13 protein-coding genes are annotated in these 17,026 nt (G+C 58.4%); 10 read left to right on the top strand and 3 right to left on the bottom strand.

Going from position 1 to position 17,026, the window contains the following annotated elements; all coding sequences use genetic code 11:
- The first annotated feature begins 82 nt into the window (after positions 1-82).
- The 6 genes from F617_RS0103115 (at position 83) to F617_RS0103090 (ending at position 5,874) form a co-directional block, all read left to right on the top strand.
- Positions 83-1,120 carry a 4-hydroxyproline epimerase gene (locus F617_RS0103115; protein ID WP_013635403.1) on the top strand — a complete coding sequence of 346 codons (1,038 nt, stop codon included), beginning with the start codon at positions 83-85 and terminating at the stop codon, positions 1,118-1,120.
- Between the two features lie 113 nt (positions 1,121-1,233).
- Positions 1,234-2,271 carry a dihydroorotase gene (gene pyrC / locus F617_RS0103110; RefSeq protein ID WP_003514871.1) on the top strand — a complete coding sequence of 346 codons (1,038 nt, stop codon included), beginning with the start codon at positions 1,234-1,236 and terminating at the stop codon, positions 2,269-2,271.
- Between the two features lie 65 nt (positions 2,272-2,336).
- Positions 2,337-3,035, top strand: a complete 699-nt coding sequence (locus tag F617_RS0103105) for an orotate phosphoribosyltransferase (protein WP_019564399.1) — start codon at positions 2,337-2,339, stop codon at positions 3,033-3,035.
- Positions 3,036-3,132: 97 nt separating this feature from the next.
- Positions 3,133-4,059, top strand: a complete 927-nt coding sequence (locus tag F617_RS0103100) for a carbohydrate kinase (protein ID WP_003514875.1) — start codon at positions 3,133-3,135, stop codon at positions 4,057-4,059.
- 124 nt (positions 4,060-4,183) lie between these two features.
- Positions 4,184-5,149: an acetylxylan esterase gene (locus F617_RS0103095; protein WP_026330645.1), complete on the top strand. Its 966-nt coding sequence runs from the start codon at positions 4,184-4,186 to the stop codon at positions 5,147-5,149.
- The gene (locus F617_RS0103090; protein WP_026330644.1) at positions 5,146-5,874 is read left to right on the top strand and encodes an esterase family protein; all 729 of its coding nucleotides are present in this window, start codon (positions 5,146-5,148) and stop codon (positions 5,872-5,874) included. The genes F617_RS0103095 and F617_RS0103090 overlap by 4 nt, the downstream gene beginning before the upstream one ends.
- A gap of 16 nt (positions 5,875-5,890) precedes the next feature.
- On the opposite strand, the gene F617_RS0103085 is transcribed toward F617_RS0103090, so the two are convergent.
- From F617_RS0103085 to F617_RS0103075, 3 genes are all read right to left on the bottom strand, one after another.
- Positions 5,891-6,760, bottom strand: a complete 870-nt coding sequence (locus tag F617_RS0103085; RefSeq protein WP_019564396.1) for an ornithine carbamoyltransferase — start codon at positions 6,758-6,760, stop codon at positions 5,891-5,893.
- A 90-nt stretch (positions 6,761-6,850) separates the two neighbouring features.
- Positions 6,851-8,476: a glucose-6-phosphate isomerase gene (gene pgi / locus F617_RS0103080; protein ID WP_019564395.1), complete on the bottom strand. Its 1,626-nt coding sequence runs from the start codon at positions 8,474-8,476 to the stop codon at positions 6,851-6,853.
- Between the two features lie 127 nt (positions 8,477-8,603).
- Positions 8,604-10,316, bottom strand: a complete 1,713-nt coding sequence (locus F617_RS0103075; protein WP_003514883.1) for a long-chain fatty acid--CoA ligase — start codon at positions 10,314-10,316, stop codon at positions 8,604-8,606.
- Positions 10,317-10,669: 353 nt separating this feature from the next.
- Here F617_RS0103075 and F617_RS0103070 point away from each other — a divergent pair, with 353 nt between their 5' ends.
- The 4 genes from F617_RS0103070 (at position 10,670) to F617_RS0103055 (ending at position 17,001) form a co-directional block, all read left to right on the top strand.
- Positions 10,670-11,719: an ABC transporter ATP-binding protein gene (locus F617_RS0103070; RefSeq protein ID WP_003514885.1), complete on the top strand. Its 1,050-nt coding sequence runs from the start codon at positions 10,670-10,672 to the stop codon at positions 11,717-11,719.
- Positions 11,720-11,873: 154 nt separating this feature from the next.
- Positions 11,874-12,890, top strand: a complete 1,017-nt coding sequence (locus tag F617_RS0103065) for an extracellular solute-binding protein (RefSeq protein ID WP_019564394.1) — start codon at positions 11,874-11,876, stop codon at positions 12,888-12,890.
- A gap of 72 nt (positions 12,891-12,962) precedes the next feature.
- A complete protein-coding gene (locus F617_RS0103060; protein ID WP_026330643.1) occupies positions 12,963-14,639 on the top strand; it encodes an iron ABC transporter permease in 1,677 nt (558 codons plus the stop codon).
- 172 nt (positions 14,640-14,811) lie between these two features.
- Positions 14,812-17,001: a TonB-dependent siderophore receptor gene (locus tag F617_RS0103055; RefSeq protein ID WP_081626642.1), complete on the top strand. Its 2,190-nt coding sequence runs from the start codon at positions 14,812-14,814 to the stop codon at positions 16,999-17,001.
- Positions 17,002-17,026: the final 25 nt, after the last annotated feature.

Genomic DNA, 17,026 nt, shown 5'->3' with positions numbered 1-17,026 from the left:
TCCAGCTCGCGCAGATTTGTATACAGCTTGTATTTTTACCTATATGGTCGGGTCAACAGCTCAACTTCCGGAGTAAGATCCCATGCGTTGGAAACGCACCCTGCAGCTTCTCGATGTTCATTGCGAAGGCGAAATCGGCCGTGTCGTCACCGGCGGCGCGCCGAAAATTCCCGGCAACACCGTGGCCGAGCAGCTTAACTGGATGAATACCGATCCAAAAGGGGAAGCCCTGCGCCGCTTTCTGACTCTGGAGCCGCGTGGCACGCCCATGGGGTCAGTCAATCTTCTGCTACCGCCGAAGCACCCGGATGCCCATACAGCCTTCGTCATTCTCCAGCCGGATCAGGCGCATGCCAGTTCCGGCTCCAATTCCATCTGCGCGACGACAGCACTTCTGGAAAGCGGCATGGTGGAGATGCAGGAACCGGAAACGGTCGTCATTCTGGAAACGGCCGCCGGTCTGGTCAAGGCCACCGCCACATGCCGCGACGGGCGCTGCGAAAAGGTCAAGCTGACCATGGTGCCGTCCTTCGTGCATGAGCTGGATGTGACCATCGACACGCCCGAATGGGGCAAGGTGACGATGGATATTTCCTATGGCGGTATCTTTTACGCGCTGGTCGATGTGCGCCAGATCGGCCTGACCATCGAAAAGGCCAATGCAGCGAAACTGGTTGCTGCGGGCATGATCCTCAAGGACCTCGTCAACAGTGAAATCACGGTCGTGCATCCCGAAATCCCCGCCATATCAGGCGTGGCCTATGTGATGTTCCGCGATGTGGATGCCGATGGTTCCATCCGCACCTGCACCACCATGTGGCCGGGCCGGGCGGATCGCTCGCCCTGCGGTACCGGCAATTCCGCCAATCTCGCCACGCTTTATGCACGCGGCAAGGTGAAGGTGGGAGACGAATACAAATCCCGTTCGATCATCGGTTCGGAATTCGATGTCGGCCTTTCCGCCGTCACCGAAGTGGCAGGTCGTCCGGCGGTCATTCCCACCATTGCCGGGCGCGGTTTCACCTTCGGGCTGCACCAGGTCGGCCTTGACCCCTTCGATCCCTTTGCGGACGGCTTTGCTATGACGGATGTGTGGGGTCCCGAAGCGGGCGGCATCTGAGGCTCGCTTCAAAAAAATGACATTTACAGCCGCCCGATGCCTCTCGGCGGCTGTTTTCCTGTGACGAAAGATGCTAAGCGGGCGCCAATTCCGTCATGCTCCGAGGTATCCCGATGAAGTCGCTCACCCTTCGCCGCCCTGATGACTGGCATCTGCATCTGCGCGATGGCGCCATGCTGGAAGGCGTGATCGGGGATACGAGCCGCCATTTCGCCCGCGCAATCATCATGCCGAACCTGGTGCCACCGGTGGTCACCTGCGCCGATGCCCGCGCCTATCGCGAACGCATCGTCAAGGCCATTCCGGCGGGCGACCGTTTCGAGCCGCTGATGACGCTTTATCTCACCGAGGACACGCAGGCCGACGACGTGGAAGAGGGCAAGAAAAGCGGCCTTATCACCGCCGTGAAGCTCTATCCGGCCGGCGCGACCACCAATTCCCACGGCGGCGTGCGCGACTTCAACAAGGCGATGCCGGTTCTGGAACGCATGGCGAAGATCGGCCTGCCGCTTTGCGTGCATGGCGAGGTGACGACGCCGGAGGTCGATATTTTCGACCGCGAGAAAGCCTTCATCGACACGGTTCTGGAGCCGCTGCGCCAGCGCCTGCCTGAGCTCAAGGTGACGATGGAGCACATTACCACCCGCGATGGCGTGGACTACATCAAGTCGTCCAAGGCCAATCTCGCCGGTTCCATCACCACTCACCATCTCATCATCAACCGCAACGCCATTCTGGTCGGCGGTATCAAGCCGCATTATTACTGCCTGCCCGTCGCAAAGCGCGAGGAGCACCGGTTGGCACTCCGTGCGGCCGCGATTTCGGGTGATGCCCGCTTCTTCCTCGGCACCGATTCCGCCCCGCATGTCGATCCGCTGAAGGAATGCGCCTGCGGCTGCGCCGGCATCTATACCTCGATCAACACCATGAGCTGTCTTGCGCATGTCTTCGAGCAGGAAAACGCTCTCGACAAGCTGGAAGCCTTCGCTTCCCTCAACGGCCCAGCCTGGTACGGGTTGGCGCCAAATGAGGAGACGATCACGCTGGTGAAGCGCGAGGAGCCGGTGTCGTTTCCCGCCAAGATCGAGACGGGCGCCGGGCCGGTGACCGTATTCGATCCGATGTTCCCGCTTCATTGGGACGTGAGCTGATTTTTTTTAATGACCGCCGGCACTGCCGGCGGTTTTGTTATGAAGGCCGAAAAAGGAGAACGCCTATGAACCATTTCACATTCACTGACCGCACTGTCGTTGCAGAACTGGTTGCGAAGATGTTGTGGGAAATCAAGGCGGTCCACTTCAATTCGGAAAGCCCGTACACCTTCGCTTCGGGCATGAAGAGTCCCGTTTATATCGACATGCGCAAGCTCATCTCCTTCCCGCGCATTCGCTCGGCGGCGATGGATTTTGCGGCGGCGGCGGTGATGCGCGAGGCCGGTTTCGAGAAGTTCGACTGTGTCGCAGGCGGTGAAACGGCGGGCATTCCCTTCGCGGCTTTCCTTGCCGAGCGTCTTGGCCTGCCGATGATCTATTGCCGCAAGAAGCCAAAGGGCCATGGCCGCAACGCCCAGATCGAAGGCCATATGCCGGAAGGCGCCCGCGTTCTCGTCATCGAGGACCTGACGACGGCCGGCGGCTCGATGTTCACCTTCATCGACGCCATCCGCGCGGCAGGCGGCATTGTCGATCACGGTATTGCGCTCTTCTATTACGGCATTTTCGAACAGGCCGAAGCGCGCTTCGCCAATGGCAATGTCAAGCTGCATTATCTCACGACCTGGCGCGATGTTCTGGCTGTTGCCCGGGCTGAAAAGCTGTTCGACGAAAAGACCCTGTCGGAGGTCGAGGCCTTCCTCGATAGCCCGCTGCCTTGGTCTGCAAAGCGCGGCGGCGTCAGCGAATTGCCGCAATCTTAATTTCGGATGCGGCCAGCCAGCTTGTGGCTGGCCTTCCGATCGATCTTCGTCTAAATCGATTTAAGTCCATTTGATTTGCTGTTTGAGGAGGACCGTAATGATCCTGTGTTGTGGTGAAGCCCTGATCGACATGCTGCCCCGGCAGACGACGCTGGGTGAGGCGGGTTTTGCCCCCTATGCAGGCGGAGCGGTCTTCAACACGGCCATTGCGCTCGGGCGTCTCGGTGTCCCGTCCGCTTTCTTCACGGGTCTTTCCGATGACATGATGGGCGATATCCTGCGGACAACTCTGCGGGCGAGCAACGTGGATTTCAGCTATTGCGCAACACTTTCGCGGCCGACCACCATCGCCTTTGTCAAGCTCGTCGATGGCCATGCCACCTACGCCTTTTATGACGAAAACACCGCCGGCCGGATGATCACCGAGGCCGAGCTTCCGGCCTTGGGCGCCGATTGCGAGGCGCTGCATTTCGGCGCGATCAGCCTCATTCCGGAACCCTGCGGCAGCACCTATGAGGCGCTTATGGTGCGCGAACATCAAAGCCGAGTCATCTCCCTCGATCCGAATATCCGCCCCGGTTTCATCAAGGACAAGCAGTCGCATATGGCCCGCATCCGCCGTATGGCTGCCATGTCTGATATCGTGAAATTCTCTGACGAAGACCTCGAGTGGTTCGGTCTGGAAGGTGACGAGGACACGCTCGCTCGCCACTGGCTGCATCACGGCGCGAAATTGGTCGTCGTCACCCGTGGCGCCAAAGGTGCGGTCGGTTACACCGCCAATTTCAAGGTGGAAGTGGCTTCCGAGCGGGTGGAGGTCGTCGATACCGTCGGCGCGGGCGACACCTTCGACGCCGGCATTCTCGCCTCGCTGAAAATGCAGGGACTTCTGACGAAGGCGCAGGTCGCTTCGCTGACGGAAGAGCAGATCAGAAAGGCTTTGGCGCTCGGCGCAAAGGCTGCTGCGGTGACCGTCTCGCGAGCTGGCGCAAATCCGCCCTTCGCGCATGAAATCGGATTGTAAAGGATATGGTTGAACCGTTTTGAAAAGGCGGTTCACCACTCCTGCCTGGGCCAGGGTCGTAAAAAACCGATATTTGGATATCAAGAAGCTTGTGTCGGCCGGTCTTTCACGAAACAAGCATCGCATGAGCGTTCCAACAACCCATCCTTTCGATTTCGACCCGACCTATGGCATGCGGCGCGAGCAGTTGCAGGCCGTTATCCCGCCTGAGGCGCCGCCGGGCTTTGATGATTTCTGGAAGAAGCGTTATCGCCGCGCGCTGGCCACGGATCCGCGACCGGTGCTGCGCAAGAGCAAACTCAGCCATCCCCGCTGGCATGTTGTCGATATCTCATACACATCCACCGGCGGCTTCCGCATCGGTGGATGGATGCTTCTGCCGCGCAAAGGACAGGTGCGGCGCGGACTTGTTGTCGGCCATGGTTATGGCGGGCGGGGAGAGCCCGATTTCGATGTGCCGGTAGAAGAAACGGCCGTGCTGTTTCCCTGTTTTCGCGGGCTTTCGCTAAGCGCCTGTCCGCCGATTTCGTCCGACCCGGCCCTTCATGTCCTCTACAACATCGAAAGAAAAGACGACTACATCATCGGTGGCTGTGTCGATGATCTGTGGATCGCCGTCTCCACGCTCGTCACGCTCTATCCATGGCTGGAAGGGCAGGTGGGTTACAGCGGCATCAGCTTCGGGGGCGGGATTGGGGCTTTGGCGATACCATATGATGCGCGCATCGACCGGGGCCATCTGGTCGTACCGACATTCGGACACCGGCCGTTCTGGCTGACGCTGCCGACCGTCGGCAGCGCGGATGCGGTCCAGACCTATCAGAAGACCCATGCCAATGTGCTGGAAATGCTGCGTCTGTTCGATGCCGCTTCTGCGGCTTCCCGCATAAAAGTGCCGATGCTGGTCGCGCCCGCCCTGTTCGATCCGGCGGTGGCGCCGCCGTGCCAGTTTGCGGTTGCCAATGCCCTGCCGTTCTCAAAATTTAATGAAATCTTCATCCTAGACGCGGGACATTTCGAATACGCTGACAGTGCATCCCAAGATGCGGTCCACAGGGACAAGGTCAGACAGTTTTTCAAGGTGCCATGAAACGCGAATATCTCCGCTGGTATAGTCAAAGGCTTCATCGTGATATGGAGCTGTTGATATTCGGTCATTCTGGCGCCAAGGTGCTGATGTTTCCCACACGCGACGGGCGCTTCTTCGAATATGAGGAAATTGGCCTTGTCGACAGTCTGGCCGATAAAGTGGAGGCCGGTCATCTTCAGCTCTATTGTATCGAGGGGCTGGCCAAAGAGACCTTTTATGCGGCCCATAATCACCCGTCCGAGCGCATTCGCCGCCATGCCGCCTTCGAAGATTATATTCTCAATGAAGTGCTGCCGCTGATGGCTGAGAAAAACCCGCATGGCGATACCATCGTGCAGGGCTGCAGTCTCGGCGCGTTCCAGGCCGCCAGCCTCGTCTTTCGTCACCCACATCTTTTCCGCAAGCTCGTCGCCTTTTCCGGCCGCTACGATCTGACGATGAAGGTGGAATCCTTCGGCGATCTGTTCGACGGTTACTACGATGACGATGTCTATTTCCACATGCCGAGCCACTTTCTGCCGGACCTCGCCTGCGGCTGGCGGCTTGAAAACCTCCGCCGCATCGACATGGTTTTCACCATCGGCGATGCCGATCCGTTTTTGGACAACAATCATCACCTGAGCCGGGTTCTTAACGACAAGCAGATAGGGCATCAGTTGCATGTCTGGGAGGGACGTGCCCATCGGGCAGGCCCCTGGCGCAAGATGGCGGCGCTGTATATCTGAGGCGACCGGCGCCGTCTCAGGCGAGGAGAAATTCCATCAGAGCATTCTGCGCGTGCAGAAGAAATGCCTTTGCGGGCCGGCTTTGACAGGCCGGATGGGTCATTGCATCTGCCGTCACTTCCTGACCACGGGCGACCGGTGGGCAGGGTAAAAAGATCACCTCGGGCTGCATCCTGTCGAGAAGGGATGCGGATATGCGGTAGTCGATCAGGATATGATCCGAACCGGCGGGCCAGGAATCGGTAATGACCACATCCGCGTCGAGCAACTCCGCCATATCAGAGCTGGCCCGGAAATTCGGGTTGATGAGCGCAGCATCGGTGACGTGCCATTGTTCGGGGTAAACTTGTGCGACCTGAATTGGCAGGGAAATCGAGGCCTCGACCCACGAGCGCAAAATATTGGCATCCGGCGCGACGCCGACGATCTTGAGACCGTCGACCCGGCCTCTCAAGCTTTTGATGTGGGCAAGATCGCCAAGCGTCTCGCAGGGATGATTGGACTTGGTCCGCGCGTTGATGACGGGTGCGCGCATTTCGCCCGCAAGCGCCCGGAGGGTCGAGAGTTCTTTCGTGCGGATAATGACTAGATCGAACCAGTTGTCGAGATAGCCCGCCAGGTCGGCAATTTCTTCGCGACCATTAAAGCTGATCGGGACGGTGACACAAATACCGCCCATGGCCTGAATGCCGAGATCGAAGGCAGCGGTGTTGCGCCAACCGGTGTCGTCGACGATCAGCCCGATGCGTTTTCCCTTGAGCAGCTGTGGCATCGTGCCCTTTGACCAGTCCTGCGCCAGACTGCCTGCACGGTCTATGATCGACAGCACCGCATCTTCAGGCAGGTCATGAAACGCCAGAAAATCCTTGCCTTGCCGCAGTGCCATATGTGCCTCCAATCGGCGTTCCATCGATGCTGAATTGAAAAAGCCGGAAGTTTCCTTCCGGCTTTCGTAATTATCAAGGGAGCAAGGATTTTACCCCGCCAGTCCCGACAGCGCTTTCACCAGACCCTGTGTCGAGCTGTCATGGCCGGCTGCACTTTCCTTGCCTTCAACGACGGGAAGCAGGCCGGTTGCCAGTTCCTTGCCAAGCTCCACACCCCACTGGTCGAAGGAGTTGATGCGGAACAGCACGCCTTCCACGAAGACGCGGTGTTCGTAGAGCGCGATCAGACGGCCAAGCGCAAATGGCGTCAGCTTGTCGTAGACGAAGGTAATGGACGGGCGGTTGCCGGTGAAAACGCGGTGCGGCGCGATGAAATCGGCTTGGCTGTCTTCCATGCCCTTGGAGGTGAGCTGGGCTTTCGCTTCGGCCAGCGTGCGGCCCTTCATCAGGGCTTCCGACTGCGCCAGGCAATTGGCGATGAGAAGCTGGTGCTGATGGCGCAGTTCCGGTTCGAAACCGTTGGCGGCGATCATGAATTCCGCCGGAATGACGCTCGTGCCCTGGTGGATGAGCTGGTAGAAGGCGTGCTGGCCGTTGGTGCCGGGTTCGCCCCAGACGACCGGGCCGGACTGGCCTTCGACAGGTGTCCCGTCGATCGTCACGCCCTTGCCGTTCGATTCCATGTCGAGTTGCTGCAGATAGGCAGGGAAACGCGACAGGCGCTGGTCATAGGGCAGGATCGCCCGTGTGGAATAGTTTAGCACGTTGCGGTGATAAAATCCGATGAGACCGAGCAGCATCGGTAGGTTTTCACGGATCGGTGCCTCGCGGAAATGCTTGTCCATGGCATGCGCGCCATCCAGAAACTTTCCGAAATTCTCCGGCCCGATGGCGATCATCAGCGGCAGGCCGATAGCCGACCAGATCGAATAACGTCCGCCAACCCAGTCCCAGAAACCGAAGATGCGATCGCTCTCGATGCCGAAGGCGGCAACCTTTTCCAATGCTGTCGAAACGGCGGCGAAATGGTGCTTCACAGCCTCTTCACCCAGCTTTTCGGCAATGAAACGGCGCGCGGTCGCGGCATTCGTCATCGTTTCGATTGTGGTGAAGGTTTTGGAGGCGACGATGAAGAGCGAGGTCTCGGGATCAACGAGCTTCAGCGTGTCGGCAATATGCGCGCCATCAATATTGGAGACGAAATGCGCACGCGTACCATCATGGAAAGGCGCAAGCGCCAGCGTCGCCATGACGGGGCCGAGATCGGAGCCGCCGATACCGATATTGATGATGTCGGTGATCTTCTTGCCGGTCGCACCTTTCAGGGAACCGGAGCGAATGGCGTCGGCAAACTTGCCCATGGCGGTAAGAACGGCGTTCACATCCGGCATCACATCCTTGCCGTCAACGAGAACCGGCGTGTTGGAGCGATTGCGCAGTGCGGTGTGCAACACGGCACGATCTTCGGTGAAATTGATCGCCTTGCCGGAGAACATCTCCTCGCGCTTTGCCTCGACGCCACCGTCGCGCGCCAGCTGTTCGAGAAGCGTGACGATTTCGTCATTAACAGCGCATTTGGAATAGTCCATCAGCAGGTCATCGAATTTGGCGCTGAAACGGCTGAATCGTTTGTCGTCGGCCGCAAAAGCAGCGCGCAGATCGGTTGCGGCTGTGCTGCTTGCCGTTGCTTTCAGTTTTTCGATGGTGGCCTGCATCTCGTGCTCCTCGGCTTCCTGGAAGGATGAGGAAACTATTCTTTTTCAGGCGACCAAATCAAGGCGACTTCGGTAAAAGAAATGGACTGGGAGAAAAGAAAAGAGCCGGTTACCCGGCTCTCGTCCTTCAGTTCAGATTGCGCAACTCACGCCGCAAGATCTTGCCGACGTTCGATTTCGGCAGCTCCGTTCGGAACTCGATGATTTTCGGCCGTTTGTAGTTTGTCAGGCTTTTGGCGCAGAAGGCCTTGAGTTCTGCTTCCGTCAGCGACTGATCCTTCTTGACGACGAAAAGCTTGACGGTCTCGCCGGAATGTTCGTCGGGAACCCCGATGGCCGCGCATTCCAGCACGCCGGGATGGCTGGCGGCCACTTCCTCGATCTCGTTCGGATAGACGTTGAAACCGGAAACGAGGATCATGTCCTTCTTGCGGTCGACGATCTTGGTGTAGCCGCGCTCGTCCATGAAGCCCATATCGCCTGAACGGAAGAAGCCGTCTTCGGTCATTGCTTTCGCGGTTTCATCCGGCCTCTGCCAGTAACCGGCCATGACCTGCGGCCCGCGAATGCAGATCTCGCCGACCTCGCCGGTCGGCAGGCTTTTGCCTTCCTCGTCGCGAATGTCGATTTCCGTAGAGGAAATAGGCAGGCCGATGGTGCCGCTGAATTCCGTGGCATCGAGTCTGTTAACGGTGGCAACGGGCGATGTTTCCGATAGCCCGTAACCTTCGGCGATTGGGCAGCCGACCATGGAAAGCCAACGCTCGGCCACCGGCCGCTGCACCGCCATGCCGCCGCCGAGGACGAGAATGAGCGAGGACAGATCGAGCTTGCGGAAATCCTCATTGTTCATCAGCGCATTGAACAGCGTATTGATACCCGGAAAAATATGCGGTCGATAATGCGACAACTCCTTCACGAAGCCGGGAATATCGCGTGGATTGGCGATCAGCAGGTTATGGCCGCCAAGCGCGATGCCCATCAGCGAATTCACTGTCAGCGCAAAGATGTGGCACAGGGGCAGCGCGCAGATGAAGTTGAGGACTTCTGGACGGTCCTTGCGTTGGGTGAAAGCGGCATCTAGCCACAGGCTTATCTGGGCCTTGTTGGCCAGAAGATTGGCGTGGGTGAGGATCGCACCTTTGGAAATGCCCGTCGTTCCGCCGGTATATTGCAGGAATGCGATATCCTGCGGCAGGAGGCGGACCGCCTTCAGGGAAAAACCCTGACCTTCCTTCAACACGGCCTTGAAGCTGATGGAGCCGGGAATAGCGTAGGCCGGCACCAGTTTCTTCACCTTGCGAACCACAAGATTGACGATATGTCCCTTGAGGCCGAGGAGATCACCCATGGCCGCAACGACCACATGTCTGACGGCGGTTTTCGGCACCGCCTGCTGCGCCACATGGGCGAAATTCTCCAGTACGAAAAGTGCTTTTGAGCCGGAATCCTTCAGCTGGTGTTCCAGCTCGCGCGGCGTATAGAGCGGATTGACGTTGACCACGATCATGCCTGCCCGCAAAATTCCGTATACGGCGACGGGGTTCTGCAGGATATTCGGCATCATCACCGCAACCCGGTCGCCTTTTTCCAGCCCTCTGGATTGCAGCCATGCGGCCACCGCGCGGGTTTCAATATCCAAATCCCGGTAGGTCAGGGACTTTCCCATGCTGGAAAAGGCCTTCCTGTCGGCAAATTTCGCGCAGCTCTTTTCGAGAAGTTCGACAAGGGAGGTATTGGCGGATGCGGGGATTTCGGAAGGTACGCCCGGCGGGTAGGATGCCAGCCAGCGCTTCTCTGCGCTGACATTTTCCGGATGTCCCAGGGACAATTCACTCATGCTTCTCCTCCCAGAGTCTCTGTCGCGCCGTGCGTTCGATGGAACGCATGAAAGGCGCCATAAGCTGCCTGATCATCATGAGACCCCCAATCAACCGGCGTAATGGCCGGATTGAGGGAACCGCATGTGGCGTCACCGGATCGACTGCTCCTCCGCTCCCCGATGACGAATGATAGACGTCTAATCACTTGACGTCCATCGTATCGGCAAAGCCTATTTAACTCTAACGTAAACGTCAATATTCCTGCCGAACATCTCGCAACCTCGTGAATGGAAACCTATTTTCCCCGCCTTTTGACTTTAATCCTGATTTGAGCGATCAACATAATTCGCAAAGCAGGGCAGGATTGGAAATGGCAGGCAACGCAGCGCTTGAACTGAAATCGGTCGGAAAAAGATTCGGCGATACGGATGTATTGTCCGATATCGATCTGGCCGTCGAACGCGGCGAAATCATTTGTCTGGTGGGACGTTCCGGCTGTGGAAAATCGACCCTGCTGCGCATTATAGCGGGTGTGGAAACGCCGGATCATGGCAGCGTTTGTGTGAATGGCGCAGTCGTTGCTGGTCCGGCTGGTTTCGTGGAACCGGAAAAGCGCAATATCGGTTTCGTCTTTCAGGATTATGCGCTCTTCCCGCATCTCACCGTCGAACAGAATGTGATGTTTGGTCTCAGGTCATTGCCAAAGGCCGAGGCCCGCCGCCGGGCTGCGGAGATGATCGAGCACGTTCATCTGCAGGAGTTGGCCAAGCGCTATCCCCACACGCTTTCGGGCGGTGAGCAGCAGCGCGTAGCCCTCGCCCGCGCCCTTGCCCCGCAACCCGGCCTGCTGTTGATGGATGAGCCCTTTTCCAATCTGGACCGGGGATTGCGCGACACTGTGCGCGAGGAAACGCTGGGCGTCCTGCGGCAACTGGGCACGACGGCGATCATGGTCACCCATGATCCGGAAGAAGCGCTTTCCGCCGGCGATCGTGTGGTGCTGATGCAGCGCGGTCGTATCGTCCAGAGCGGCACGGGCTACGAAATCCACGATCATCCCAAAAGCCGCTACGCCGCCGATTTTTTCTGCGCCTTCAACAAGATCGAGGGCAGGGTGAGGGAGGGGCGGGTGGAAACGCCGCTCGGGCCTCTGGGCGATGCGTCCGGTCTGGCGGAAGGTCTTGCCGCCACCGCCTATGTTCGCCCCAATGCGATTTCGATCATCGAGGACAGCGCAGCGAAAGACGGGATTGCCGGCGAAATATCAAGTCGTGTGTTCCTCGGCGAGATCGAACAACTCGGCATAGCCGTTCCCGGCCTTCCAGCCGACCTGCGCGTCAGGACGATGCAGCGCACACCCGCCAAGACCAAGGCCGTGCGCTTCGGCATCGATCCGAAGGGTGTCCTGATATTTACCTGAAGTTGAATGAGCGGATTTGCATGTTTATTTCCGCTCTATTTTCAACTGTTGGTGATCGAAACCCGTCTGAAAACGGCCAAATAAAACTTGATTTGATACGTCATGTATGATGTTTGCTCCCCCTATATTGCGCCATCGAAGAGGGAGACACACCATGACGAAATTTGCCAAACTTGCCCTGCTTGCCAGCACGGTCACTTTTGCAGCGGGATCAGTCAGCGCTGCTGAACTGAACATCTACACCACGAGAGAGCCGGCCCTGATCCAGCCCTTGCTGGAATCCTTCACGGCCTCCAGCAGTGTAAAGGTCAACACCGTATTCCTCAAGGATGGCCTTGCAGAGCGCGTTCTGAGCGAGGGCGCAAGCTCACCTGCCGACGTGCTGATGACGGTGGATGCCGGCAATCTCGTCGATCTCGCGGAAAAGGGTGTTACCCAGCCGGTTGAATCCGAAACCCTGAACAAGGCTATTCCGGCGGAACTTCGCGACGCCAAGGGCCACTGGTTCGCACTTTCCATGCGTGCCCGCGTTCTCTATGCGGCGAAGGATCTCGACCTTGCCTCCTTCAACTATGAAGACCTGGCAGATGCGAAATGGAAGGGCAAGATCTGCATTCGCGCCGGCCAGCATCCCTATAATACGGCTCTCTTTGCCGACTACATCGCTCACTATGGCGCAGCGGACACCGAAAAGTGGCTTGCCGGCGTCAAGGAAAACCTGGCCCGCAAGGCAGGCGGCGGCGACCGTGACGTTGCCAAGGATATCCTCGGCGGCATTTGCGATATCGGCATCGCCAACTCCTATTATGTCGGCCTGATGCGCTCGGGCAAGGGCGGCGAGGAGCAGGTGAAGTGGGGCGAAGCGATCAAGGTCGTTCTGCCGACATTCAAGAATGGTGGCACGCAGGTCAACATCAGCGGTGCGGCTGTTGCCAAGAACGCTCCGAACAAGGCCGAAGCCGTCAAGCTTCTGGAATACCTTGTTTCGGACGAAGCCCAGAAGATCTATGCCGAAGCCAACTTCGAATATCCGGTCAGGCAGGGCGCAGCACTCAACGACATCGTTGCCTCCTTCGGCGCTCTGAAGGTTGACAACAAGTCGCTGACGGAGATCGTCTCTCATCGCAAACAGGCGAGCGAGCTGGTCGACAAGGTCGGTTTCGACAAGTAAAGGCCAATTGGCGACAACAAGTTGGAAGGCGTTCGCATCCGCGGGCGCCTTCCCTGTATTTTCAAGAAGCTCATGAATCCAGACGCCGTCCAGCCATTGATGCCCCGCGCAAGACCAAGGTTTTCATCCTCCTTCTGGTGGCTGAGCCTGTCTCTGGCAGCGGTCTGTGGCGCCATGCTGCCGGTTCTGGCACTCGTCTCACAGGCGGTGCAGGGGTCTGATGGCCTTTGGTCCCATCTCGGTTCCAGCGTGATTTTGACGGCTTTGCCGGATACCGCCGTTCTGATGCTCGGCGTCGGGTTGCTGGCCGGTGTTATCGGCACATTTGCCGCCTGGCTGGTTACGGCCTATGATTTTCCCGGCCGCAAAATACTGGAATGGGCGCTGCTGCTGCCGCTCGCCATGCCCACCTATATCGTCGCTTACGCCTATCTCGATATCCTGCATCCGATCGGGCCGGTGCAGGGGGCGATCCGCTGGCTGCTGGGCTATTCCAGCCCGCGTGAATTCCGCCTGCCGGACATAAGGTCCATGACGGGCTGCATCATCCTGCTCGGTTTCGTGCTGTTTCCCTATGTCTATATTCCCGTGCGCGCCATGTTCCTCACGCAGGCGGGCAACCTGCTTGAAGCGGCACGCACGCTTGGCGTTTCCAGACGCGCGGCTTTCTTCAAGGTTGCGGTGCCTTTGGCGCGCCCGGCCGTCGCGGTCGGCATCAGCCTTGCCCTGATGGAAGCGCTGAACGATATCGGCGCATCGGAATTCCTTGGTGTCCGAACACTCACCGTTTCGGTCTATACCACATGGGTCACGAAATCCGACCTGCCCGGTGCGGCGCAGATCGCGCTTTCCATGTTATTCATCGTGGTGGCCCTCGTGGCATTTGAACGATGGGCGCGGCGTAAGCAGCGTTATACCGTGTCGGCGCAGAAAAGCAGGGAACTGGAGCCTGTGCGTCTCACCGGTCTTAAAGCTTGCGGTGCCTTTGCGCTCGGCAGCCTGCCGGTTCTGATCGGCTTCGTGGCGCCGGCAAGCTATCTCGTCACCGAGGCATGGAAGCGTTTCCGGTTCAGCGGACTGTCGTCCCGTTTTGCCGATGAGGCTCTGAATACCATCCTCTTTGCCGGACTGGCTACGGCGATCACTCTCGTCCTCGGCCTTGCGGTCGCTTACGCGATGCGCCTTGCTCCGGGACGCCTCTCGCTCTGGTCCTACCGGCTTTCCACGGTAGGTTACGCGGCCCCCGGCACGGTCATCGCCATAGGTGTGCTGATTGCGCTTGGCGGCTTCGACCGGTTTGTCGACCAGACCATGCGCGACTGGTTCGGCATATCAACCGGCCTCATTTTCATCGGCAGCGGTGCGGCCCTGATTTACGCCTATTCGGCGCGGTTCCTCACCATTGCGGCTGGCGGCGTCGATGCCGGCCTGAGCCGTATCCCGCAATCCTTCGATCACGCCTCGCGAACGCTGGGACGATCCGCAACACAGACATTCAGACAGATCCATCTGCCGCTTTCAAAGGCATCGCTGGCCGCCGCCGCCTTGCTGATCTTCGTCGATTGCGTCAAGGAACTTCCCGCCACACTCCTGTTACGGCCGCTGAATTTCGAGACTTTCGCAACCCATCTTTACGGTGAGGCGGCGCGTGGCACCTACGAGGAAGCGTCGATTGCGGCACTGGCGATTGTCGTCATCGGCATCCTGCCGGTCATGCAGCTTGCAAGGATCGGGCGGCGCAAGAGCTGACGCCTGCACCATAAATGACAGGCGCAAAACTGTGCGAGAAGCCAATAAGCTTCAAATCTGCCCAGAAAACGACAAGCATCCGGCCTTAATCCTGATGTAAATACTCAGCTTAATTGAGGTGCTGCGGCCTGCCGTATATAAACGTCGGTCGTGATCTGTTTCGGGGCATATCTTGAAAAATTTGCATGAGATGTTTTTGGGCCGCCTGGCTTTGGGAACGGCTGCCATTGTTTTGATGGCGCCATTGGTAGGTCACGCACAGCAGACGACCGTCCTGCGGGAGATCACCGTCGAGGGGCAGGGCGCGGAAAACGCCACTGGTCCGGTCCCGGGGTACGTTGCGAAGAAAAGCGCGACGGGTTCGAAAACTGAGATGGAAACGAAGGACATTCCCCAGTCCGTATCGGTCGTCGGCCGCAAGGAAATGGATGACCGCGGTGTCGTGACCAAGATCGACGAGGTACTGCGCTACACGCCCGGCGTTACGGCGGAGCCTTTCGGCACCGATCCGGATACGGACTGGTTTTACATTCGCGGTTTCCAGGCAACCCAGACCGGCGTGTTTCTGGATGGGCTGAACCTGTTCAGCTACGGTTTCGGCGGTTTCCAGATGGATGCCTATGGTTTGGAGCGGGTGGAGGTGCTGAAGGGACCGGCTTCGGTGCTCTACGGCGGCGCAAATCCCGGCGGCATCGTGCAGATGGTTCGCAAGCGCCCGCAGGATGAGCCGGTCCGCGAAACGGAAATCGGCATCAACAATTTCGGCAATGCCTTCTTCGGTTTCGATCTCGGCGACAAGATTGACGGTGAGGGCGCGTGGAAATACCGCGTCACCGGCAAGGTCTCGGGCGGCGATAATTACACCGACTACTCCGAGGATTTGCGTGGCTTCATCATGCCGCAGATCACCTTCGAGCCGGATGCTCAGACCAGTGCCACGCTCTACGGCTATTTCTCGGCGCTGGATCAGGTCCATGTCGGCAATGGCTTCCTGCCCTATGTCGGCACTGTGGTTGACGCACCCTTCGGCAAGCTCGACCGCAAGGCCTTTTATGGCGAACCGGATATCGACAATGGTCGCGTCTACCAGTCCATGGTGGGTTACGAAGTCAGCCACGAATTCGACAATGGCTGGAAGATCAGCCAGAATGCCCGCTACGGCCACCTCTACAAGCACGAATCCGGACCCTATGCGGGCGGCTGGGCCAGTACCGACGCCAATGGCCAGCCAATCCTCGATGCCACCACCAATGACTATATGCTGACCCGCTTTGGTTATGACGGCCTGTCGAAGGTCGACAGTTTCGGCGTCGACAACCGCGTCGAAGGCCAGTTCGATACCGGTGCTGTCAGCCATTCGTTGCTCTTCGGTCTCGATTATAAATACTACAAGCTGGATCAGGTGCAGGCGTGCTGCGGATCGAATGCGATCGGTGCGCTCAACCCGGTCTATGGTTCGACGCAGGGAACGAATTTCGTCTACGCCAATAACGTCGTGACGCAGCAGCAGATCGGCATCTATGCACAGGACCAGCTGCGTTTCGGCGATGGCTGGCTGGTAACGCTGAACGGGCGCTACGATTACGTCGATACCGAACTGAACAACAGGCTGCCAGCGGGTGTGTCTCGCCGCTCAAATGACGATGCGCTGAGCGGTCGCGCCGGTCTTGCCTATGAATTCGACAATGGCCTGACGCCCTATGTGTCGGCGGCCACCTTCTTCAATCCGCTCATCGATACACTTGCGGATGGCAGCTCCGCCGTACCCGAGGAAGGACATCAGTTTGAGGCCGGTATCAAATACGAGCCGACCTTCTTCGATGGCAGCATCACCGCCTCTGTCTTCAAGCTTGTGAAGGACAACGCCATCGTTTCCTATACCGCTGGCGGCGTAACGACGAGCGGCCAGTTCGGACAGGTGGAGTCCACCGGCTTCGAGCTGGAGGCGAAGGCCAATCTCACTGACAACTGGAAAACCATTGCCTCCTATTCCTATACCGATCTCGATATCACCAAGGACGCCAATCCTAACCTGATCGGCAAATCTCCGTGGATTGTGCCTGCTCACACCGCGTCGCTTTGGGTGGATTACGCCTTCACCGATGATACGTTTGAAGGTCTCAGTATTGGCGGCGGCGTGCGTTATCAGGGCAAGTCCTGGGCAGATGCGGCAAACACGCTGCGTGTTCCGGATGCTGCGGTCTTCGATGCCGCGATCCGCTACGAGAAGAACGACTGGACGGCATCCGTCAACGTCGCGAATGTCTTCGACAAGGAATACGTCAAGAGTTGCGCCGGCGTCTCGGTTTGCGGCTGGGGTGACAGCCGCACCATTACCTTCAAGCTTTCCAAGAAGTGGTAACGGGTAGCTGGCAGTTGCGGGAAAA

The sequence above is a fragment of the Agrobacterium sp. 10MFCol1.1 genome, from assembly GCF_000381165.1.
Classification (GTDB): Bacteria; Pseudomonadota; Alphaproteobacteria; order Rhizobiales; family Rhizobiaceae; genus Agrobacterium; species Agrobacterium tumefaciens.
This window is presented reverse-complemented; position numbering and strand designations above follow the sequence as displayed.

Bases quoted from the DNA above. Each gene is read 5' to 3' on its own strand.
- F617_RS0103095 (WP_026330645.1), top strand. From the start codon at position 4,184: ATGAGCGTTCCAACAACCCATCCTTTCGATTTCGACCCGACCTATGGC.
- F617_RS0103070 (WP_003514885.1), top strand. From the start codon at position 10,670: ATGGCAGGCAACGCAGCGCTTGAACTGAAATCGGTCGGAAAAAGATTC.
- F617_RS0103065 (WP_019564394.1), top strand. From the start codon at position 11,874: ATGACGAAATTTGCCAAACTTGCCCTGCTTGCCAGCACGGTCACTTTT.
- F617_RS0103075 (WP_003514883.1), bottom strand. From the start codon at position 10,316: ATGAGTGAATTGTCCCTGGGACATCCGGAAAATGTCAGCGCAGAGAAG.
- F617_RS0103085 (WP_019564396.1), bottom strand. From the start codon at position 6,760: ATGGCACTGCGGCAAGGCAAGGATTTTCTGGCGTTTCATGACCTGCCT.
- F617_RS0103060 (WP_026330643.1), top strand. From the start codon at position 12,963: ATGAATCCAGACGCCGTCCAGCCATTGATGCCCCGCGCAAGACCAAGG.
- F617_RS0103115 (WP_013635403.1), top strand. From the start codon at position 83: ATGCGTTGGAAACGCACCCTGCAGCTTCTCGATGTTCATTGCGAAGGC.
- pyrC (WP_003514871.1), top strand. From the start codon at position 1,234: ATGAAGTCGCTCACCCTTCGCCGCCCTGATGACTGGCATCTGCATCTG.
- F617_RS0103100 (WP_003514875.1), top strand. From the start codon at position 3,133: ATGATCCTGTGTTGTGGTGAAGCCCTGATCGACATGCTGCCCCGGCAG.
- pgi (WP_019564395.1), bottom strand. From the start codon at position 8,476: ATGCAGGCCACCATCGAAAAACTGAAAGCAACGGCAAGCAGCACAGCC.
- F617_RS0103090 (WP_026330644.1), top strand. From the start codon at position 5,146: ATGAAACGCGAATATCTCCGCTGGTATAGTCAAAGGCTTCATCGTGAT.
- F617_RS0103105 (WP_019564399.1), top strand. From the start codon at position 2,337: ATGAACCATTTCACATTCACTGACCGCACTGTCGTTGCAGAACTGGTT.